Source organism: Mesorhizobium ciceri WSM4083 (genome assembly GCF_000519305.1).
Taxonomy (GTDB): domain Bacteria; phylum Pseudomonadota; class Alphaproteobacteria; order Rhizobiales; family Rhizobiaceae; genus Mesorhizobium; species Mesorhizobium ciceri_B.
In genome coordinates, this window is the sequence record NZ_JAFG01000003.1 from 832,364 (window position 1) to 852,087 (window position 19,724).

The window sequence follows — 19,724 nt, forward strand, 5'->3', positions numbered from 1 at the left end:
CCCCGGTAGCACCGTCTCGAACCTAGGAACTTCAGGTGATCAAAGACGAAGCGCTCAGTTTATCACCCGGCGGGACGACACTGAAATCACTGTTGTCTCAAATGTTCGATCAGGCTCCAGGCTTTATAGCGCTGCTGCGCGAGCCAGGTCACATTTTCGAGCTGACCAATGCCGCCTACCAGCGATTGACTGGCCACAGGCAAGTGATTGGAAAGTCGGTGCGGGAAGCCTTTCCCGAGCTCGAAGGGAATGAGTTTTTCGAACATCTGGACCATGTGTACACGACCGGCGAGCCCTACATTGGCCACGGGGTGAAGGTTGGCCTTCGCAACATAGCCGACGGCCCGGTCGAAGAGCGCATCCTTGATTTTGTCTATCAGCCAGTCAAGGCTGACGATGGCCGGATCACGGCGATCTTCATTGAAGGTACTGATGTCAGCGAACTCTCCTTTGCAAACGCAGCACTTCGGCTGCGTGAGGACCATTTGCGGTCGATCCTCGCAACAGTGCCGGACGCGATGGTCGTCATCGACGAACAGGGTGGGATTCAATCCTTCAGCACCGCTGCCGAAACGCTGTTCGGCTACCAGTCAGGCGAAGTCATCGGTCAAAACGTGAAAATGCTGATGCCCTCGCCCTACCGCGACGAGCATGACGCCTATCTGCTTCGCTACCTCACGACGGGAGAGCGCCGGATCATCGGGCTCGGCCGCACCGTGACCGGGGCACGCAAGGATGGCACGACTTTCCCGATGGAGCTTTCCGTTGGCGAGATGCATCCGGGGACCGGACGTTTCTTTACCGGCTTCTGCCGCGACTTGACTGAACGCCACCGGGCAGAAGCAAGAATCCAGGAGCAGCAGCAGGAGCTGCTGCACATGGCGCGGTTCACCGCACTCGGCGAGATGGCCTCGACGCTTGCTCATGAGATCAACCAGCCGCTCACCGCCATCACGAACTACCTCAAAGGCAGTCGTCGGCTGCTTGAGATGAGTCGGGACGAGAATGCGCCCATGCTTCGGGATGCCGTGGAAAAGGCAGCTGAGCAGGCCTTGCGGGCAGGCGACGTCATCCGTCACCTGAGGGATTTCGTTGCAAGAGGCGAAAGCGAGCGCCAGGTCGAACGACTGCCGGCACTGATCGAGGAAGCGTCGTCGCTCGCCCTGGTTGGTGCAAGGGAGATAAATGTCCTCGTCAGCTACAAGCTTGACCCTGCCGCCGAACTGGTCTTGACCGACCGTATCCAGATTCAGCAGGTTCTGCTCAATCTGCTTCGCAACGCGGTGGAAGCCATGCAGGACATGCCGCGCCGTGAACTAAAAGTCACCACTGTTGCCCGGGACGATGGCATGGCCGAGGTAAGCGTGATCGATACAGGCCCAGGTCTCGCGCCGGAGGTCTCGGCGCAACTTTTCCAGCCATTTGTGACCACCAAGAAGCAAGGCATGGGTGTCGGCCTTTCCATTTGCCGCACCATTGTTGAATCGCATGGCGGTCACATATGGGCCGAGGCGGTGCCGGCCGGTGGAACCGCGTTCCGGTTCACCTTGCGCATCGTCGGGAAAGATGAGGTCACAAATGGCCGACAGTGATCTGGTGCACGTGGTTGACGACGACGTCGACGTTCGCAAGTCGCTCGGTTTTCTTCTGGCCACAGCAGACTTCGCTGTACGCCTGCACGAATCGGCCACAGCTTTTCTGTTGACGGCGACGAGCAGTCTCGACGGCTGCATAGTCACCGACGTCCGCATGCCGGGCATAGATGGCATAGAGTTCCTCCGCCAGCTCAGAGCGGGCGGTCATACAATTCCGGTCATCGTCATGACGGGCCATGCCGATGTGGCGCTCGCCGTTCAGGCCATGAAGGAAGGCGCTTCCGATTTCATCGAAAAGCCATTCGACGACGAGATGCTGATCGAAGCGATCCGCTCGGCGCTTGCCAATCGCAACCAGGTCAATGCTGCGCATCCGCGGTCTGCAGAAATCCGCGGGCGCCTGGCAACCTTGTCGGAGCGCGAGCGGCAGGTGCTTGACGGGCTCGTGTCGGGTCTGCCGAACAAGACGATCGCCTATGACCTTGGAATCAGCCCGCGCACGGTCGAGATCCATCGTGCCAACGTTATGAGCAAGATGGGCGCGGGCAGCCTGTCACATCTTGTGCGCATGGCGTTGATCGTGGAATCCAGACCCTAGCAGGCCTCCTCGAGAGACTTGCCGTCGTCTGTCGGCACTGTCTTCGACTTCCAGTAGCGCCAATGGGTCGGGCGGATATCGACGCGAACGCCGGTCGCGGCGCTCTTCCAACCCTGCGGCTCCTTTATGCAGGGAAATACGAGCGCATGTTCGCCGTCCTCGTCGAAAACGGCGAGTTCGAGTTCGCGACCAAACGGAGCGCTCAGGATTGGCTTCCACATCTCCCCATGATCGGGGTAAGCGGCAAGCAGCGCCTTGATTTAAATCATTTTCCGAAATTGCCGCTTATGCCGCTGCGGGCGAGCGGCAAGCCTGCCTTGATCGCGATCAATGACAGCCCCGGCGGCTGGGCCAATAGTCTGTGGAACGATCAATAAACTCAGGAGATCACACATGCTGATCCGCACATTATCCGCCCTGGAATGCACGAAATTGCTGACCGCCAACCGTGTCGGTCATCTGGCATGCGCGATGGATGGGCAGCCCTACGTGGTGCCGGTGCACTATGCGCACGCCGACAATCATCTCTACGCGTTTTCCATGCCCGGCAAGAAGATCGACTGGATGCGCGCCAATCCGCTGGTGTCCGTCCAGGTCGACGAACACGGTGAAGGACGGGGATGGAGAAGTGTGGTTGTCGACGGGCGGTTTGAGGAACTGCCGGACCGGATCGGCCACAAGCTCGAGCGCGACCATGCATGGTCGGTGTTGAGCAAGCATTCTGATTGGTGGGAGCCGGGTGCCCTCAAGCCGGTGGTGCCTCCAGTTGCGGAAAGCACGCCGCACGTGTTCTTCCGGATCCTGATCGCGCAAGTGTCAGGTCGGAAGGCAAGCGAGTGAACTCTTCCATTCGCTCGGTTTCGCAAAGCACGGACCTCCAGCAGGCTGAGCTGTCCTAACCGTGTTGCCTGTCGCGCCAAGATTTGGAGGTGCGAGGCACTTGGCAAGGGAGATCCCCGCGCAGATAAGATGTTATCAATGGCCATGGCGCAGGAAAACCTGGTGGTTTGCAGCACGTGCGGCGGGATTAACCGACTGCCGCCGGGGCGCAATGCCGGAGGCGCGAAATGCGGAAAGTGCGGGAAACGGCTGTTCTCAGGTCACCCTGAAGGCGTCAACGGTCGGGTTTTCGATCACCAGATCACGCGTAGCAGCATCCCCGTTCTCGTCGACATCTGGGCACCATGGTGCGGCCCGTGCAAGATGATGGCGCCGGCATATGAGGCGGCAGCGAACGAACTGGAGCCGGATGTTCGCCTGATCAAGCTCAATTCCGACAATGAGCAGGCCGTTTCAGCCAGGCTCGGTATCCGCAGCATCCCGACCATGATCCTCTTCCATGGCGGACGTGAGGTCGCGCGCACATCCGGCGCCATGACAGCGGGGCAGATCGTCAGATGGGTTCGCGACCACCTGCCGATGGCCACCGCCTGAAAGTAGCAAACCATGGATTCGCTGATCGCACGGCTCGGACTTGCACTGGCAATAGGCCTGCTCGTCGGATTGGAGCGCGGCTGGCGGGAGCGCGATGCGCCAGATCGCAGCCGGACGGCCGGAATTCGAACTTTCGGCATATCCGGCCTGCTCGGTGGTATTCTCGCGGCACTGGCCGAGGCGCTCGGCGCGGTTTCCGTGCTGGTAGGTGGATTCGTCGCCTTCGCCGCAATCTTTGCCTGGTACAAGGCGCGTGAGGCTGCCCATGACAAGGATTTCAGCGTTACGGGAGTCATAGCGGCCCTTGGCGTGTTCGCACTCGGCGCGCTTGCGGTCGCTGGTGACTTCCGGGCCGCTTCTGCCGGAGGAGCGGCATTGGCCGCGGTCCTTGCCAGTCGCGAAATCCTGCACGGCCTCTTGAAGAGCCTGACCTGGATCGAGCTTCGTTCGGCGCTGATCCTGGCGGTGATGACCGCGATCGTTTTGCCCCTGCTGCCAAACCGGACGCTGGACCCGTGGGGTGGCTTCAACCCGTGGGAGGTCTGGTTCCTCACGGTGCTGATGGCGTCGATATCGTTCGCTGGCTATGTCGCCATTCGCGTACTTGGGACCACGCGTGGGCTGCTCGTCAGCTCGCTCACCGGCGCCATCGTCTCTTCAACCGCCGTAACCGTGGCGCTCGCCCGCAACGCCGCGCCGGCAAGCAATCCATCGCCGCTTGCAGGCGCAGCTTCGCTGGCGGCGATGGTTTCGTTGCTACGCGTCTGCGCCGTGGTTCTGATCATCGAGCCGAGCGTGTCCGTTTCGGTCGGCATTCCGGCAATCGCCGCAGCACTCTCCTTTGCTGTTTTCGGAGCATTGCTCATGGCCCGGGATAGCGGAGACCGCGAGGGCGGGGCGATCGCGCGCAATCCATTCGAACTAGGTCCATTGCTGCTCTTCGCCGTGCTCTTTGCGATTGTCGCGACCGCGAGCGCCGCGTTGGCTGCTCAATTCGGCGAACGCGGCTTGCTCGCGAGCTCGGCGCTCGCAGGCGCATTCGATGTCGATGTCTCGGTGCTCAGTGCTTTGCGCCTGGTCAAGCATTCGGTCCCTGTCGAGACAGTGGGCCAGGCGGTGCTCGCGGCGCTGGCAGCAAACGCGGTCGGCCGCCTGTCGCTGGCAGTATTTGCCGGCCCGGTCAGGTTCTGGTTGCCGCTGGCCGGCGCAACCCTGATCGCCGCGACCGCCGGTGCTTGCGCGATGCTGCTGCTGCCGAGCCTCTGAGACAAGCCAGACCCTCGTGCCTTCTTCGATGCCAATCCAAGGCCAAGTCCTGCCGGCGCTTTATGACACTCCATCAAAGGAGTTCGCCATGGCAGATCTGAAGGATATTACCCCGAAATTCCGCAATGTCCGGCTGTGCTTGCTCGCGAGATAGACCACCCGGAAGGTAACCGCAAAGAGGGCTATGACGCGCCCGCTCCACCGGCGACCGCCGAATCGACGCAGACAAGTGGAAAGCATGGGCGTAACCGGGCGTGCACCTTCGCGATCAACGCTCCAGTGCCACCTGGGGCGGGCATCTAGGTAGTTTCCCGTAGGGACATAACCGAATTTCGCGACCCGCGGATTCGCGCGATTGCTGTGTCAGGGATCAACCGGGAAAACAGCCATGCACGCCTACACCGCCTCCAGAATTTCGCTGCCGTCACGGTCTGCCCAGCCCAACCTGCCGGAGACTTTAGAGCCCGCACTGCTGCAACCCCTCAGCTTCTATCCCGCAGGCGCGGAAATCTACGCCCAGGGCGAGAAGGCCCGAGCCTTCTACCAAGTGGAGTTCGGCGCCGTCCGCGTCTACCGCCTGCTTGCTGACGGCCGCCGGCAGATCAGTGCCTTTCACCTCGCCGGAGAGACATTCGGCTTCGAAGCCGACACGGCGCACCATTTCTTTGCTGAAGCGATCAATTCCACCGGTGTCCGCGTTCCGCCTCACAGCTGGAGCGGATATGTCCCATCAGTTGCTGCCCCTGGCGCTCAAGGGGTTGACCAGAGCGCAGGAACACCTGCTGGTCCTCGGTCGCCAGAGCGCCATCGAACGCGTCGCCGCGTTCCTGGTCGATCTGGCGGAGCGCCAGGGCGGATTGCGGCAGGTCGAACTTTCGATGTCGCGCATGGACATCGGCGATTATCTCGGCCTCACCATCGAGACGGTATCGCGGATATTCACCCGGCTGAAGGACAAGGGCGTCATCCGCCTGCTCAGCCTGCGCAGCATCGAAATCGTCAGGCATGATGCGCTTCATGCGATGAGCGAATGAGCTGCGCTCCGACTCCTGGATGGTTCTAGCACTTCAGACCAATTGACAGCGGGGCACCAAGAGCAAGATAGCAGCGCGGAGGACATCTATTCTTGCCGCTGGAAGACTGAGGAAACAGCGGGCAAGTCTATCGGCGTTCAGGCTTCGGGAGGAAGGCATGGACCGGCATATGGCCACATTGCATGCGGACCGTGTTCACGCATCGATCGCATCGGATGCCGCTGCAAAATCGGCGCTGGTCGCTTCGTGGCGGCGCTCGGCCTCGTTGCACAGGCTTGATCCTGCAGGCCAGAAATCACCCCGGCGGTTGACGGACATCGAATTGAGCGTCGCCCGGCAGAAGGTCGAGCCTCTGCTCGCTGCCGCCCAGTCCAGTCTCGACAGGCTCTATCTTGCCGTCGGCGGTGTCGGCTGCTGCGTGTTGCTGGCTGATCGCGATGGTGTCCCCGTAGATCGCCGTGGCGCGCCGGTCGACGACGAGACCTTTCATTCCTGGGGCCTGTGGACCGGCTCGGTCTGGAGCGAACACAGCGAGGGCACCAACGGCATCGGAACGTGCCTGGTTGAGCAGCGCGCACTCACCATCCACCGTGATCAGCATTTCTTCACCCGCAACACGCTGCTCAGTTGCACCACGGCACCAGTCTACGATCATTTGGGCAACCTTGTCGCCGCGCTCGACGTGTCGTCCTGCCGGGCCGACCTGACGGATGGCTTCGTCAATCTCATCGCCATGGCTGTCAATGAGGCCGCCCGACGTATCGAAGCCGACAATTTTCGTATGGCGTTTCCGAAAGCGCGCATCCTGCTGGCACCCGTCGCCGATAGGAGTACAGGCGCGCTGGTGGCGGTCGATGCCGACGACCTTGTGGTCGGGGCGACCCGTGCCGCGCGGCTGGCGCTTGGCATCACGCAGGATTGCCTGGCCAAGCCATTGCCCGCCGCCGACCTCCTGGGCGGCGCGCCGGCGGCATCGGAAGACTTGACGGAAGCCGAGCGTTCCGCCGTCCAGCGCGCACTTGCCCGGTCAGAAGGCAACGTTTCCGCTGCCGCGCAGAACCTCGGCATCTCTCGCGCCACGCTGCATCGCAAGCTCGCCCGGTTCGGTATCCGCCGCCCACATTGATGTTCGCACCCCGACCTGTCGCAGTTTTGCGACAGGTCGGCCTGGTCCGGCGCCCGGACGGGGCTGACATTGCGGTATCCATCCTGCAACGCTTTCAACCGGAACGTCCGCATCCCGCGGCGTCGCTTTCGGGAGGAAGACATGAACAAGGTAGAATTTTCGCGCGCGGTCAAGGTCCCCTTTGCCAAGCGCTATGGCAACTTCATCGGCGGCAAATGGGCCGAGCCTCGCGCCGGCCGGTACTTTGACAATCATTCGCCGGTGAACGGCCAGCTGTTGTGCGAAGTCGCTCGTTCCGACGCGGCCGATATCGAAGCCGCGCTCGATGCCGCGCATGCCGCCAAGGACGCCTGGGGCCGTACCAGCGTAGCCGAGCGTGCGCTGATCCTCAACCGCATCGCCGATCGCATGGAGGACAATCTGGACCTCCTCGCCCTCGCCGAGACTTGGGACAATGGCAAGCCGATCCGCGAAACGACCGCCGCCGACGTGCCGCTGGCCGTTGATCATTTCCGCTATTTCGCTGGCGCACTGCGCAGCCAGGAGGGCAGCCTCTCCCAGATCGACGACGACACCGTTGCCTACCACTTTCACGAGCCTCTTGGCGTGGTTGGCCAGATCATTCCCTGGAACTTCCCGCTGCTGATGGCGTGCTGGAAGCTGGCGCCCGCGATTGCCGCCGGCAACTGCGTCGTGCTGAAGCCTGCCGAGCAGACGCCGGCCTCGATCCTGCTCTGGGCCGATCTGGTCGGCGATCTTCTGCCGCCAGGGGTCCTGAACATCGTCAACGGCTTCGGCCTTGAAGCCGGCAAGCCGCTGGCCTCCTCGCTGCGCATCGCCAAGATTGCCTTCACCGGTGAGACGAGCACCGGCCGGCTGATCATGCAATATGCCGGCCAGAACCTCATCCCGGTAACGCTCGAACTCGGCGGCAAGTCACCCAACATCTTCTTCCAGGATGTGCTCGCGGAAGACGACGACTTTTTCGACAAGGCGATCGAGGGCTTCGTCATGTTCGCGTTCAACCAGGGTGAAGTCTGCACCTGCCCGAGCCGTGCTCTGATCCACGAGTCGATCTACGACCGCTTCATGGAGACGGCGCTGAAGCGCGTGCAGGCGATCGTGCAGGGCGATCCGCTCGATCCGGCGACCATGCTCGGCGCGCAGGCGTCCTCGGAGCAGCTCGAAAAGATCTTGAGCTACTTCGACATCGGCCGCCAGGAAGGCGCCGAGGTGCTGACCGGCGGCCAGCGCGCCGAACTGCCAGGCGACCTTGCCGGCGGCTATTACGTCCAGCCGACCGTGTTCAAAGGTCACAACAAGATGCGCGTTTTCCAGGAGGAAATCTTTGGACCAGTGGTCTCGGTCACCACCTTCAAGGATGACGAAGAGGCGCTGTCGATCGCCAACGACACCCTCTACGGCCTCGGCGCCGGTATCTGGAGCCGCGATGCAAGTCGCTGCTACCGCTTCGGTCGCGCCATCCAGGCGGGTCGCGTCTGGACCAACTGCTACCACGCCTATCCAGCGCACGCCGCGTTCGGCGGTTACAAGCAGTCCGGCATTGGCCGCGAGACCCATAAGATGATGCTCGACCATTATCAGCAGACCAAGAACATGCTGGTCAGCTACAGCCCGAAGAAACTCGGCTTCTTCTGATCGCTCCGGCGGCGCCGTCACAGCAGCGAGGTCAGGTTCGATTTCGCTGCTATGACGATCTTCTTAGCGTTGTGCCGGACGGTCGCAGGTCTTGGAGGCCTTTCGGCCGCCCCATCGCAAGAACGGAGATGGAAGAGATTCTTGAGTCAACTTGGGCGAACCGCTTCGTAACCCATTGGCAAATAACGCATGAGACCGTGGGTAACCAGCCCGCAGGCAGCTGGATACCGATGGAGTGGCGGGGACTGGAAGCGGACGGATGCCTCCAGCATTCCATCAGCATCTTCAAGCCATGGCGATTGCGCAAGCCACGCGGCGGATCGTCAGTGGTAGTAGATACCGCCGTCGACGTTGAGCGATTGTCCGGTGACGAACGCCGACAGGTCCGAAGCGAAGAACAGCACCGGCCCGACGACATCCTCCGGCGCGCCGAGACGCTTCAGCGCCGCGACATCTTCCCAATGGCGGATCGCCGCCTCGCTGCCGAGATTGTTCTTGCCCATCTTGGTCAGGATGATGCCGGGGCAGATGGCGTTGACGGTGACGCCATCCATGCCGACTTCCTGCGCCAGCACGCGGGTCAGCGTGATCACCACCGATTTAGTCGCCGCGTAATGACCCTGCGTCGGCACGCCCTGGCGGCCGGCGATCGAGGCGATGTTGATCACCCTGCCCGATCTCCTGGCGCGCATGTGCGGCAGCACGGCCTGGCACATCATCAGCACGCCCTTGGCGTTGACATCGAAATGCGCGTCCCAATTGGCCTCGTCGAGATCCTGGAGCAGGCTGGGCTTCAGGATGCCGGCATTGTTGACCAGCACGTCGATGCTGCCCGCCGCGGAAAGCAGCGCCTGCGCCGTCGCCTCGATCTCGCGCTTCTTGCTGACATCCATCGTGTAGACATAGGCCTTGCGGCCGGCCGCCTCGATCTCGGCCTTGGTGACGGCAAGCTCCGCCGCCTGCGACGGCAGGTCGGTGACGGCGACGTCGAAGCCCGCGTCAGCGAGCCCCTTGGCCAGCGCCCTGCCGATGCCCCGGCTGGCGCCGGTGACGAGAGCCGTCTTGCCCTTGGCCTCAGGAAGAATGGTCATGCTGCTTGCACCTTTGATGTCCTGACCGGGAGCGAATTCATCGCCGCGATCGTGTCGTCGAATGAAACGAGTTTGCCGTCGGAGCCAAGCCCCATCGCCACCTTGGCGGCAACGGCTGTGGCAAAGCGCGCCGACTGCTTGAGATCCCAGCCTTTGACGATGCCGACAATGATACCGGCGGTGAAGGAATCGCCGCAGCCCGTGGTGTCGAAGACCTCGACGTCGAAGGCCGGCAGATGGAAATCCTCGCCATGCCGCGGCGAGACATGGACGCCGTCGGCGCCAAGCGTGAGGATGCAGTTCTTCACGCCCCTGGCCTTGAAAAAGGCGGCGACGCGGGCCGGATCGCGGTCATGCGCCATCTCGCCGGCCTCGTCGATGCTCGGCACGAAATAGTCGATATAGGGCAGGCACGGCTCGACCAGCTTCCACGTCTCCGGCGTTGCCTGGATGAGATCGAAAGTGGTGATGCGGCCAAGCTCCTTGGCGCGCTTCAACAGCTTGACCGTCGGCTCGCCATCAAAACGCTTCAACAGGCCGGTGCCGCCGACATGAACGACGGTCGCATCGAGCGCGGCGTCGAGATCGGCATCGGCGACCTCGAACAAAGTGGCTGTTCCCGGCACATGCAATGCCGGACGCTCGCCGTTTGGCCGCACCGGCAGGATGGTGGAGGAGGTCTGGACGCTGCCGTCGCGGCGCACCAGACCGCACTCCAGGCCATATTTTCCGAGCTTGGCGAGGAACCAGTCGCCCATATCGTCAGTCCCAAGCGTGGTCACGGCCCGCGTCTTCAGCCCGAGAATGGCGCAGTCCATGCCGGTCGCGCCGGCCGTGCCGGCGACCGTCATGCGGATCTCCTCGATATAGTCGGCGCGGCCGCCCTCGGGGATGCGCGAGACCGGCCGTCCCAGAATGTCTAGGACGTAGAAACCGATCGAGCTGACGTCGAATTGTGGCATGGTTGGCTGACCTTTCGAACTCAATGGGTGGTCGACTCAATGGGTGGCGCGGCGCAGGCCGAAGCTCACGGCCAGTACCAGGAAGACCAGCAGGCCGATGCCGACCTGCTGCCAGTAAAAATTCCAGCCGACGAGCAGCAGCCCGTTCTTGACGATGGCAAGCAACAGCACGCCGAGCAGCGTGCCGACCACCGAGGGCTTGCGCTCGCGGCTGAGCGTCGTGCCGATGAAGGTGGCGCCGATCGCATCGAGCAGGAAGGCATTGCCGGACAGCGGCACGTAGGACTTCACCGTCGCCGACAGCAGGATGCCGGTGACGCCGGCAAGCAGCGCGCACAGCACATGCACCATCGACAATTCGCGCGGCACGCGGATGCCGGAATACCAAGCGACGCCCGGCTGCGCGCCCATCGCCTGCACATAGCGGCCGAAGACGGAGCGGTGCAGCAGCACGTGGACCGCGATGGACAGGACAATCAACACGATCACCGGTGTCGGCACGCCGAACAAAGCGGTGCGGGCAATGGCGTTGAACTGGTCGCTGGCATAGCCGCTGGTGAGGTAGATCGGCTGGCCGCCGCTGGTGGCGAGCTGCTGCGTGCTCTGGCCGATGAACAGCACGCCAAGCGTCGCCAGGAACGGACTGATGTTGAGCCTGGTGATGAGGATCGCGTTGAGGATACCGACGACGAGCGCTGCACCCAGCCCGCCACCGACGCCGACCACGCCGCTATAGCCGGCGGCGAGCAGCATGACGAAGACCATGCTGGCCATGTCGACGGACACGCCGACGGAAAGATCTATGCCGCCGGACGAGATGACGATGGTGAGGCCGAGCGCCACGATCGCCAGCATGACGACGTTGTTGACCAGCACGTTGAAGAGATTGGCCGGCGTCAGGAAGGTCGGACTCGTCAGCGCGAAGAAGATGACGATCGCCGCAAAGGCGATGAGCACGCTGTATTTGGCGAGGAAAGCGCGCAGGCTAGGCTTGGGGCTGTTGGCCGAGACGCTCATCGTGAACCCTCCGAACCGCGGGCAAAGGATGTGATGGCCACCACCAGCAGGATCAGCGCGCCCTGCACGCCGTTGACCCAGTAGCTTGAAACGTTGAGCAGTTGGAAGCCGTTGGCGAGCAGGCCGATGAACAGCACGCTGAGCAGCGTGCCGCCCATGGTCGGCACGAAGCGACGGGAAAAGACCGTGCCGAGCAAGGCAGCGGCCAGCACCGACAGAAGCAGCTCGCCGGAGCCAGGCGTGCTGGCCGAGAGCCGCGAAACGGTGAGAACGCTCGCCACCGCCGCGCAGAAACCGCTCAGCACATAGGTGAAGGACACGTAGAACGGCACGCTGAGACCGGCCGCTCGGGCAGCCTCGGGGTGCCCACCGACCGCGTAGAGCCGCAGCCCGAACGCCGTGCCATGGATGATGGCGATGATGATCGCGGAGAACACGATCAACGCCCAGGCGAGCGCCGAGATGCCAAGGAAGCTCCCTGAGACCAGGAAGGCGAGCAGCGGGGAGGATGCGCCGACAACCGTGTTCTGGGTGAGCGTGAGTTCCATGCCGGCCGCAACGTTGAGCACGGCAAGCGTCGCCAGCAGCGGCAGGATGCCGAGGCCGACCACCGCAAGGGCGTTCAGCGCACCGACCGCCATGCCGACGGCGATGGCCGCGAGCACGGAGAGGAAGTCGCCACAGCCCATCGACAGCAGCGTCGCGTAGACAGCCGCACACAGCCCCATATTGGCGGCGATCGACAGGTCGATACCGCCTTCGGTGACATCGGAGCCGCCGCCGATGATGACAGACGTCATGCCATAGGCGAGCACGCCCAGAATCGCCGACTGCTCGACGACGTTGATCAGGTTGAAGGTCGAGGTGAAGCCCGGCGCGAAGACGACGAAATAGGCCATGATCGCGGCGAAGGCTGCGATCGCGCCGAGCCTCACGACGAGAGTGGCGAAGCGCCGGCCGGCACTTTTGCCAGTGGCGCGGGTCTCGTCGGACGCGCCGGCCTCGGTGTGGAGAGTTGTCGCGCTCATGCCGCCACCCCATCAGCGTCCGGGCGGGCGCCGGAAGAGGCCGCGAGCAGCGCGTCGCTGTTCATCGACGGGCCGGAGAAGGTACCTGCAAGCCGGCCGCGATAAACGACCAGCACCCTGTCGCAGACGCCGACCAGTTCGAGCAGGTCGGACGATAGAAGCAGGATCGCCGCGCCCTCGCCCGCCAGCCGGTTCAACAGATTGTAGATCTCGACCTTGGCGCCGACATCGACGGCCACCGTCGGCTCGTCCAGCACATAGACGCGCGACTGGCAGCTCAGCCATTTGGCGATCGCGACCTTTTGCTGGTTGCCGCCGGAGAGTTCGCGCACCAGCGCGTCGCGATGCGGCGTCTTGATCGACAGCTCCTTGATCAGCCCATCGACCGCCTGGTTCTCGCTGCCGCGGCTGACCAGGCCGCTCTTCGAGTAGCGGCGCAGGCTGGCCAGCGAAATATTCTCGCGTACTGACAGGCCAAGCGCCACGCCATGCGCGCGGCGGTCTTCGGGCAGCATGGCGATGCCGTCACGCACGGCCTTGACCGGCGTCGACAGCGACAGCTCCCTGCCCTCGACCTTGATCAAGCCGCCATCGGCCGTCTTGAGGCCGAACAGGCACTGCACGATCTCCTTGGCCCCGGATCCGAGCAGGCCGGTGAGGCCGACGATCTCGCCGGCGCGAACGTTGAAGCCGATGTTTTCGAAGCCGCCGCCGAGGCGCAGATTGGCGACTTCGAGCACCGGTGCGCCCAACGTGACCGAACGCTTGGGAAACATCTCGCCGACATCGCGGGCGATCATCATCGAGATGATCTCCTCGACCGATGTCTCGCGCGGGTCGACCGTGCCGACATCGGTGCCGTTGCGCATCACAGTGACGCGGTCGCAGAGCTTCTCGATCTCCTGCATGTAGTGGGAAATGAAGACCACGGCGATGCCGTCGTCACGCAGCCGGCGCAGCACGTCGAACAGGCTGTCGACCTCGCGCTTGACCAGCGCTGCCGTCGGCTCGTCGAGCACCAGCACCGAAGCTTTCTGCGCCAGCGCCCGGGTGATCTGCACCACTTTCTGCTGTGCCGTGGTCAGGTCCTTGACCAGGGTTCCCACCGGCAATTCCAAGCCGAAGAACCGCTGCAACAGATCGGCGGCCCTTCGCTCCATGGCGCGGCGGCTGACGAAGGGCCCGAACCCGATTTCATGGCCGAGGAACACCGCCTCGCCCACCGTCGCTGTCGGCACCAGCAGCCTGTCCTGGTGGATGAAATGCACGCCGAGCTTTTCGACCGATGCCGGCGAAAGCGCGGTAACGGTCTCGCCATTGATGACAATAGTGCCGCTGTCCGGTTTAATGATACCGGCCAGCACCTTGATGATCGTCGACTTGCCGGCGCCGTTCTGACCGACAAGGCCGAGGATCGAACCGCGCACGATCTCGAGGTTCGCGTTCTCCAGCGCACGCACCGGACCGAACCGCTTCGATATATTGCTCATCGATACAGCAATTTCACGCTTTGCTGTCTGCATGGCCGTCAATCCTGGTTGATGGTGGCGGGCAGCCATTTCGCTGGATGCCCGCCCGCCGTTTCGCTCAGCCTATTTAACGCCAGCCTTCTCGGCCGCGTCGAGGAACGGTTTTCCCTTTTCGGCGGCATTTTCCTTGTTGATCAGCACCGCGGGCACGAAGGTGAAGGGCGCGACCTTCTGGCCGGCAAGATATCTGGCGGCATTGTCGACCGATGTCTTGCCGATTTCATAGGGCTGCTGCGCTGCCACGGCACCGGCGGACGACTTCGGATCCATCACCATCTTGATGACTTCCGGGCTGCCGTCGATGCCGTAGGTCTTGACCTCGTTGCGGCCGGCGGCTTCGACCGCCTGCGTGGCGCCGATCTGCGGCACGTCCCAGCAGGCCCAGACCGCGCCGATCGAGCCCTTCTCGGGCGACTTGGTCAGCATGTCGGTGACGTTGGAATAGGCGCTCTGCACGGTGTTCGGGATGACGTCGCGCAGTTCCGGCTCGACGATCTTCACATCGGGGAATGAGGTCAGCACATATTTCAGCTGGTCGTAGCGGATCTTGCAGACCGGCACGCTGTAGAAGCCGTTGAAGACCAGCACATTGCCCTTGCCGCCCATGTCGGCGACCATCTGCAGAGCGATCTCGGCGCCGATATTGTAGTTGTTGGACGTGGTGTTGTTGATCGCGTGCGGCGTCGCGGTGTCGACGGTGAACAGCGGGATGCCGGCGTCGCGGATCTTCTGCAGCCACGGGTTCAGCACTTCGAGGTTGCCGAGCTGCTCGATGATGGCGTCGGGCTTCTGCGCGATCAGCGTCTGCAGCTGCGCGATTTGCTGCTGGTCCTTGCGGCCGGCATCGAGCGCGATGACTTCGCCGCCGAGCTCCTTCACGCGGTCCTGGATGCCGCGAAACGCCATCAGGTCCCAGTAATGGTCCGTGCCGATGGCGGAAACGCCGATGCGCTTGCCCTTCAGCGACAGTTCCTCGGCACTCACGCTCGAGATGGCAGCCAGGCTGCAAGCCGCCGCCAACCCCAAAGCGAGCGCTTTGACGAGGCCTTTCATTGATCCGGTCATTTCATTTCCTCCCTTGTTGATCGCTCCGGACCTTCCCGGAGGATTCTGTCAGATGACCGCCGCTCAGGCAGCAGCCTCCTTGTCGCGCAGGCCGTAGCTGGCCATGCGGCTGATGACGTTTTCGATCTCTTCCTCGGACAGGATCGGCGGCTCGCCGATCTGAAGGGCGCCGTGATACTGGCGCGCCAGCGTTTCCACCTCGACCGCCAGCCACATCGCCTGGCTGAGGCTGGAGCCGACCGAAATCATGCCGTGCTGTGCAAGCAGGCAGGCCTTGCGGTCGCGCAGCGCCTCCACCGCATGCGCCGAGAGCTCCGCCGTGCCGAAGGTGGCGTAGGGCGCACAGCGAATGTCGCTGCCGCCGGCGACCGCGACCATGTAGTGGATCGCAGGTATCTTCCGGCCCATGATGGCGATGGTCGTGCTGTAGGTCGGATGCGCGTGAACGACCGCGTTGACCTCGGGCCGCGCCTTCATGATGTCGAGATGGAAGCGCCATTCGCTCGACGGCGGCAGGCGCCCGTCGACCTCGCCATTCCAGGCCATGAAGACGATGTCCTCCGGCACCAGCGTCTCGTAAGGCGTGCTGGTCGGCGAGATCAGCATGCCTTCGCCGTGGCGCCGGCTGACATTGCCTGACGTGCCCTGGTTGATGCCCAGCGCGTTCATCTCCAGGCAGGCGTCGATGATTGCCTGGCGTGCCTCTAGGTCCGAAACGGTCATGCGATATTCCAGTCCTTGCTCGGCCTCACCAGGCCGTGTAGCCGCCATCGATCGACAGGATCGCGCCGGTGACGTAGCTCGACGCGGGCGAAGCGAGAAACAGGATCGCCGAGGCGATCTCGTGCGGTTCGCCGAGCCGGCCCATCGGCGTCATATCGATCCAGGTGTTGAAGAGTTCGGGCTGCTCGCGCATTTTCAGCGTCATCTCGGTGCCGACATAGCCCGGCGCCAGCGCGTTGACGCGTACGCCCGATTTCGCCCACTCGACGGCAAGCGCCTTGGTCATCATGTGCACGGCGCCCTTGCTCACCATGTAGGAGGGCGCCGTCTGCGGACGGTTGATGACCAGGCCCGACATCGAGCCGAGATTGACGATCGAGCCCTTCTTGCGGGCGACCATGGACCGGCCGAAAGCGCGCGAGGCCCAGTAGACGCCGTTGACGTTGACATCCATCACCTGGCGCCATTCCTCGTCTGATGTGTCGAGCGCGGTGTTGAGGCGGGCGATGCCAGCGCTGTTGACCAGTATGTCGACCTGGCCGAGGTCGCTGACGATCTTGGCCGCCATCGCCTCGACGGCACGTGGATCGGTGACGTCGAGCGCACGGCCATCGACGCTTGCGACACCAGCCTCCTCAAGCGCGCCGGCGGCTGCATCCAAGCCTTGCATATTCATGTCGAGCAGGACGATGCGCGCGCCGCAGGTGCCGAGCGCCTTGGCGGCCTCCAGACCGATGCCGCTGGCGCCGCCGGTGACGACGGCAACCTCGCCCGTCAGGTCGAATTGCGACCGGTAGTCCATGCAAATCCTCCATCAGGATCAGACTTGGGCGCGGGCAAAATCTTCCCCTCGCCGCCAAGGCGGCGTCGCAAGCCGATCCTGATAATGCCGTAGGGGTCAGGCTCCTCCCGACCCATGACAAGGACGTTACAGAAGCTTTCCAGGCCAGTCAATCTGGTTATAACCAGAAAACAGAAACTTTTTTAAGTGATAAGATTCAGGTGCGATCGACACCGTTCACCATCGCCGACGGCTGCTCGACCGCCATGTGGATGCGGGCAACGGAGGAGTTGTAGAAGGCCTCGTAATATTCGAGCGCCGCACCGTCCGCATCATAGGCAATCGACTCGATTTCGATCAGCGGCGTGTTGGCGGCAACGCCCATCTGCTCGGCCTCTTCCTTGGTGGGCAAAGCCGCGCGCAGCCAACGGTCTGCGCGCTTCACGGTCAGGCCGAACACCGCGCGGATGGTGCCGAAAATCGACTGGTTTTCCGAAAGGATGTTTTCGAGCCCCGGCACCCTGTGCCCCGGCAGGCTGATGCGTGTCATGGTGATCGGCGCGCCGTCGGTCATGTAGACGCGGCTGATGCGGACCACGCTGCCATTGGCGGGAATGCCGAAGACTTTGGACTCTTTCTCGCTCGGCGGGCAACGGTAGATTTCGAGCGTGCGCGTCGAAACCTTGTGGCCCTTCGCCGTCAGGTCGTCGAACACGCCGAGATTGGCGGTCATGAAGTCGACATGCTCGCGCGGTGCGGCGACGAACATGCCCTTGCGCGGCATCTTGATGATGCGGCCTTCGCTGGACAGTGAGCCGATCGCGGCACGCACGACCGGACGCGAGACACCGAAGAAATCGCACAGCGCCTGCTCGGAAGGGATGCGCGAATTGGCCGCCAGCAGACCGGTGTTGATGGCTTCCTCGACCTGGTTGCGCAATTGCACCCACAGCGGTGCAGCCTCGTCGCGGTTGAGCTCGACCTTGGAGCCGATCGAGCGGAACGCCTCGGCAGCCCCGGCATCTTCCTGGTCGTAGCGAGGACGCCCCCGCATTCTGGTTGTTTGTTCCATTCAGCCCGCCGCAAATCAATGCCGCGACTCAAGGCGGCAGCGTCCTCCCTAGCGGAGGCCGCCGGCCATATTCACGCTCTCCGGCAAGTTTCGCAACCACAGCATGGCCACGGCCCCGAGAAGCGGCCCGGGAACCAGCAACAGGAAGGCCCAGCGCCACCCGCCGATGAGGTCGGCGAAGTGTGGCGTTAGCCAGATGGCGAGCACCGTCAGCGCGAAGCCGGCGCCCAATTGCACCGACAGCGCCGTGCCGACAAAGCGGCGGTCGGCAAGCTCGGTGATGGCGGCGGAGAATTGCGCGGAATCGCCGATCACCGAAATGCCCCAGACGACGGCCACCAGCATGAACAGCCAGAACGGTCCGGTGAACACGAAGCCCATCAGCAGGGCGCAGCTCCCCGAGACGATCATCATACCGGCCGTGGTCGCCGTTCGGCCGATGCGATCCGACAGATAGCCTCCTAGCAGGCAGCCGATTATGCCCGAGGCGACAACGAAGAAGGTCGCCAGCGAGGCGACCGCGGCGGTGCCGATGGCCTGCGCCGCGAAGGCCGCGCGCGTGTAGACAAGCAGCCAGGCCCACATGGCATAGAGTTCCCACATGTGTCCGAGGTAGCCGAGATTGGCCAGCAGCAGCGGCTTTTCACGAAACACCTGGCCAATACGCGACGGCTCGAACACCGCCTTGCCGAACGGATAAGGCCCTTCCCGGGCAAACAGCGCGAACAGCAGCGCGCCGATCGCCGTCGCCAGACTGGCGGCCGCAACCACCGGCCGCCAGTCGAGCGCGCTCGATGCGGCGCGAAAGAGATGCGGCAGTGCCGAGCCAATGGTCAGCGCTCCAATGACCGCACCAAGCGCCAGCCCCCTGTCGCGCGCGAACCAGGTTGCGACCAGCTTCAGAGCCGGCGGATAGACGCCGGCAAGGGCCGCGCCGGTGACGATGCGCGCGGCAATGGCGCCGCCCGGGTCGAGATGAAACAGCAGGCTGGCATTGGCGAGCGCAGCAACCAGTGCGGCGGCCGCCATCAGACGGCTGAGCCGCACGAGGTCGGGAAGGTTGACGAGGCTCGCCGCCAGCGCGCCTATCACGAAGCCGACCTGCACGCCGTTGGTCAGCCAGGCCTCGGCGCCGGAGCCAAGCGTCAGTTCCTGCTTCAGCTCGGGCAGGATGGCGGTTGCCGAAAACCAGGTGGTCAGCGACAGAACGACAGCCAGGCACAGCAGCGACAGCACACGCCAGCGTTCGGCGTCGGTGGCCACGCCAGTTGGGCTGTCGCCCGCAGCGCTCATGCGCCTTGCAGCGGCACTGTGAACACCGTGGCGGTGCCGGTAAGACAAAGCTCGCCCTGGCCGTTGCGCACCGATGTCTCGATCTTGCAGATCGGCTTGTCGGGGCGCACCTCCTTGACCTCGACGCGTCCGGTGATCTCCTCGTCGACGCCGACCGCCTTGACGAACTTCCACGCGACTTCGAGGAACACGGTGCCCGGTCCTGGCAGATCCTCGGCGACCAGCGCATTGAGGATGCCTGACGTGACTCCGCCCTGGACGATCAGCTTGCCGAACACCGATTTCTCGGCTAGCGCGCGGTCATAATGCAGCGGATTGCGGTCGCCTGTCATGTCGGTGAAGGCTTCGATGTCGCTGGCGCGCGTGCGGCGCGTGCGCTCTGCAAAGGCGCCCACTTGCGGGCGGCCCTTGACCACACCCGCCCAGCCGTCTTTCGTCTCTGCGCTCATTG

The 19,724-nt window shown here is 63.4% G+C and carries 19 protein-coding genes and 1 pseudogene; 9 read left to right on the forward strand and 11 right to left on the reverse strand.

Annotated elements, in window-relative coordinates:
- Positions 1 to 35 precede the first annotated feature (35 nt).
- From MESCI2_RS0104215 to adh, 9 genes and pseudogenes are all read left to right on the forward strand, one after another.
- Positions 36 to 1,592 carry a PAS domain S-box protein gene (locus MESCI2_RS0104215; RefSeq protein ID WP_027035466.1) on the forward strand — a complete coding sequence of 519 codons (1,557 nt, stop codon included), beginning with the start codon at positions 36 to 38 and terminating at the stop codon, positions 1,590 to 1,592.
- Entirely contained in the window at positions 1,579 to 2,193 is a 615-nt protein-coding gene (fixJ, locus tag MESCI2_RS0104220) for a response regulator FixJ (RefSeq protein ID WP_027035467.1), read from the forward strand. Before MESCI2_RS0104215 ends, fixJ begins: the two co-directional genes overlap by 14 nt.
- Before the next feature lie 146 nt (positions 2,194 to 2,339).
- Positions 2,340 to 2,570 (forward strand): hypothetical protein, encoded by a 231-nt coding sequence (locus MESCI2_RS1000000138410; RefSeq protein ID WP_197031506.1) that lies wholly within the window; start codon positions 2,340 to 2,342, stop codon positions 2,568 to 2,570.
- A gap of 16 nt (positions 2,571 to 2,586) precedes the next feature.
- The gene (locus MESCI2_RS0104235) at positions 2,587 to 3,033 is read left to right on the forward strand and encodes a pyridoxamine 5'-phosphate oxidase family protein (protein ID WP_027035469.1); all 447 of its coding nucleotides are present in this window, start codon (positions 2,587 to 2,589) and stop codon (positions 3,031 to 3,033) included.
- Positions 3,034 to 3,177: 144 nt separating this feature from the next.
- Positions 3,178 to 3,627 carry a thioredoxin TrxC gene (trxC, locus tag MESCI2_RS0104240; protein WP_027035470.1) on the forward strand — a complete coding sequence of 150 codons (450 nt, stop codon included), beginning with the start codon at positions 3,178 to 3,180 and terminating at the stop codon, positions 3,625 to 3,627.
- Positions 3,628 to 3,639: 12 nt separating this feature from the next.
- The gene (locus tag MESCI2_RS0104245; protein WP_027035471.1) at positions 3,640 to 4,893 is read left to right on the forward strand and encodes an MgtC/SapB family protein; all 1,254 of its coding nucleotides are present in this window, start codon (positions 3,640 to 3,642) and stop codon (positions 4,891 to 4,893) included.
- 388 nt (positions 4,894 to 5,281) lie between these two features.
- A pseudogene (locus MESCI2_RS01000000134230) lies at positions 5,282 to 5,927 on the forward strand (helix-turn-helix domain-containing protein).
- Between the two features lie 157 nt (positions 5,928 to 6,084).
- Positions 6,085 to 7,053, forward strand: a complete 969-nt coding sequence (locus tag MESCI2_RS0104255) for a helix-turn-helix domain-containing protein (protein WP_027035472.1) — start codon at positions 6,085 to 6,087, stop codon at positions 7,051 to 7,053.
- A 141-nt stretch (positions 7,054 to 7,194) separates the two neighbouring features.
- A complete protein-coding gene (gene adh / locus MESCI2_RS0104260) occupies positions 7,195 to 8,712 on the forward strand; it encodes an aldehyde dehydrogenase (RefSeq protein ID WP_027035473.1) in 1,518 nt (505 codons plus the stop codon).
- A 323-nt stretch (positions 8,713 to 9,035) separates the two neighbouring features.
- Here the strand turns inward: adh and MESCI2_RS0104265 are convergent, their stop codons facing one another.
- The 11 genes from MESCI2_RS0104265 to MESCI2_RS0104320 all read right to left on the reverse strand — a co-directional run bounded on the left by MESCI2_RS0104265 (position 9,036) and on the right by MESCI2_RS0104320 (position 19,722).
- A complete protein-coding gene (locus MESCI2_RS0104265) occupies positions 9,036 to 9,803 on the reverse strand; it encodes an SDR family NAD(P)-dependent oxidoreductase (RefSeq protein ID WP_027035474.1) in 768 nt (255 codons plus the stop codon).
- Positions 9,800 to 10,765, reverse strand: coding sequence for a carbohydrate kinase family protein (locus MESCI2_RS0104270; protein ID WP_027035475.1), 966 nt, complete (start codon positions 10,763 to 10,765; stop codon positions 9,800 to 9,802). Before MESCI2_RS0104270 ends, MESCI2_RS0104265 begins: the two co-directional genes overlap by 4 nt.
- Positions 10,766 to 10,801: 36 nt before the next feature.
- Positions 10,802 to 11,782 carry an ABC transporter permease gene (locus MESCI2_RS0104275; RefSeq protein WP_027035476.1) on the reverse strand — a complete coding sequence of 327 codons (981 nt, stop codon included), beginning with the start codon at positions 11,780 to 11,782 and terminating at the stop codon, positions 10,802 to 10,804.
- Positions 11,779 to 12,810, reverse strand: coding sequence for an ABC transporter permease (locus tag MESCI2_RS0104280; protein WP_027035477.1), 1,032 nt, complete (start codon positions 12,808 to 12,810; stop codon positions 11,779 to 11,781). Before MESCI2_RS0104280 ends, MESCI2_RS0104275 begins: the two co-directional genes overlap by 4 nt.
- Positions 12,807 to 14,300 (reverse strand): sugar ABC transporter ATP-binding protein, encoded by a 1,494-nt coding sequence (locus tag MESCI2_RS0104285; protein WP_081738587.1) that lies wholly within the window; start codon positions 14,298 to 14,300, stop codon positions 12,807 to 12,809. Before MESCI2_RS0104285 ends, MESCI2_RS0104280 begins: the two co-directional genes overlap by 4 nt.
- Before the next feature lie 102 nt (positions 14,301 to 14,402).
- A complete protein-coding gene (locus tag MESCI2_RS0104290) occupies positions 14,403 to 15,404 on the reverse strand; it encodes a sugar ABC transporter substrate-binding protein (protein WP_027035479.1) in 1,002 nt (333 codons plus the stop codon).
- Between the two features lie 63 nt (positions 15,405 to 15,467).
- Positions 15,468 to 16,127, reverse strand: coding sequence for an L-fuculose-phosphate aldolase (locus tag MESCI2_RS01000000134235; protein WP_032900310.1), 660 nt, complete (start codon positions 16,125 to 16,127; stop codon positions 15,468 to 15,470).
- A gap of 25 nt (positions 16,128 to 16,152) precedes the next feature.
- Complete coding sequence (locus MESCI2_RS0104305) at positions 16,153 to 16,929, reverse strand: SDR family NAD(P)-dependent oxidoreductase (protein WP_027035480.1); 777 nt, start codon at positions 16,927 to 16,929, stop codon at positions 16,153 to 16,155.
- 196 nt (positions 16,930 to 17,125) lie between these two features.
- Entirely contained in the window at positions 17,126 to 17,962 is an 837-nt protein-coding gene (locus MESCI2_RS0104310; protein ID WP_027035481.1) for a GntR family transcriptional regulator, read from the reverse strand.
- Positions 17,963 to 18,028: 66 nt separating this feature from the next.
- Positions 18,029 to 19,273 carry an MFS transporter gene (locus MESCI2_RS0104315; protein ID WP_027035482.1) on the reverse strand — a complete coding sequence of 415 codons (1,245 nt, stop codon included), beginning with the start codon at positions 19,271 to 19,273 and terminating at the stop codon, positions 18,029 to 18,031.
- On the reverse strand, positions 19,270 to 19,722 hold the full coding sequence (locus MESCI2_RS0104320) for a MaoC family dehydratase (RefSeq protein ID WP_050596459.1): 453 nt from the start codon (positions 19,720 to 19,722) through the stop codon (positions 19,270 to 19,272). The genes MESCI2_RS0104315 and MESCI2_RS0104320 overlap by 4 nt, the downstream gene beginning before the upstream one ends.
- Positions 19,723 to 19,724 lie beyond the last annotated feature (2 nt).

Coding starts and splice junctions, on each gene's coding strand:
- fixJ (WP_027035467.1), top strand. CDS start 1,579: ATGGCCGACAGTGATCTGGTGCACGTGGTTGACGACGACGTCGACGTT.
- MESCI2_RS1000000138410 (WP_197031506.1), top strand. CDS start 2,340: ATGTTCGCCGTCCTCGTCGAAAACGGCGAGTTCGAGTTCGCGACCAAA.
- MESCI2_RS0104235 (WP_027035469.1), top strand. CDS start 2,587: ATGCTGATCCGCACATTATCCGCCCTGGAATGCACGAAATTGCTGACC.
- trxC (WP_027035470.1), top strand. CDS start 3,178: ATGGCGCAGGAAAACCTGGTGGTTTGCAGCACGTGCGGCGGGATTAAC.
- MESCI2_RS0104245 (WP_027035471.1), top strand. CDS start 3,640: ATGGATTCGCTGATCGCACGGCTCGGACTTGCACTGGCAATAGGCCTG.
- MESCI2_RS0104255 (WP_027035472.1), top strand. CDS start 6,085: ATGGACCGGCATATGGCCACATTGCATGCGGACCGTGTTCACGCATCG.
- adh (WP_027035473.1), top strand. CDS start 7,195: ATGAACAAGGTAGAATTTTCGCGCGCGGTCAAGGTCCCCTTTGCCAAG.
- MESCI2_RS0104265 (WP_027035474.1), bottom strand. CDS start 9,803: ATGACCATTCTTCCTGAGGCCAAGGGCAAGACGGCTCTCGTCACCGGC.
- MESCI2_RS0104270 (WP_027035475.1), bottom strand. CDS start 10,765: ATGCCACAATTCGACGTCAGCTCGATCGGTTTCTACGTCCTAGACATT.
- MESCI2_RS0104275 (WP_027035476.1), bottom strand. CDS start 11,782: ATGAGCGTCTCGGCCAACAGCCCCAAGCCTAGCCTGCGCGCTTTCCTC.
- MESCI2_RS0104280 (WP_027035477.1), bottom strand. CDS start 12,810: ATGAGCGCGACAACTCTCCACACCGAGGCCGGCGCGTCCGACGAGACC.
- MESCI2_RS0104285 (WP_081738587.1), bottom strand. CDS start 14,300: ATGAGCAATATATCGAAGCGGTTCGGTCCGGTGCGTGCGCTGGAGAAC.
- MESCI2_RS0104290 (WP_027035479.1), bottom strand. CDS start 15,404: ATGACCGGATCAATGAAAGGCCTCGTCAAAGCGCTCGCTTTGGGGTTG.
- MESCI2_RS01000000134235 (WP_032900310.1), bottom strand. CDS start 16,127: ATGACCGTTTCGGACCTAGAGGCACGCCAGGCAATCATCGACGCCTGC.
- MESCI2_RS0104305 (WP_027035480.1), bottom strand. CDS start 16,929: ATGGACTACCGGTCGCAATTCGACCTGACGGGCGAGGTTGCCGTCGTC.
- MESCI2_RS0104310 (WP_027035481.1), bottom strand. CDS start 17,962: ATGCGGGGGCGTCCTCGCTACGACCAGGAAGATGCCGGGGCTGCCGAG.
- MESCI2_RS0104315 (WP_027035482.1), bottom strand. CDS start 19,273: ATGAGCGCTGCGGGCGACAGCCCAACTGGCGTGGCCACCGACGCCGAA.
- MESCI2_RS0104320 (WP_050596459.1), bottom strand. CDS start 19,722: ATGAGCGCAGAGACGAAAGACGGCTGGGCGGGTGTGGTCAAGGGCCGC.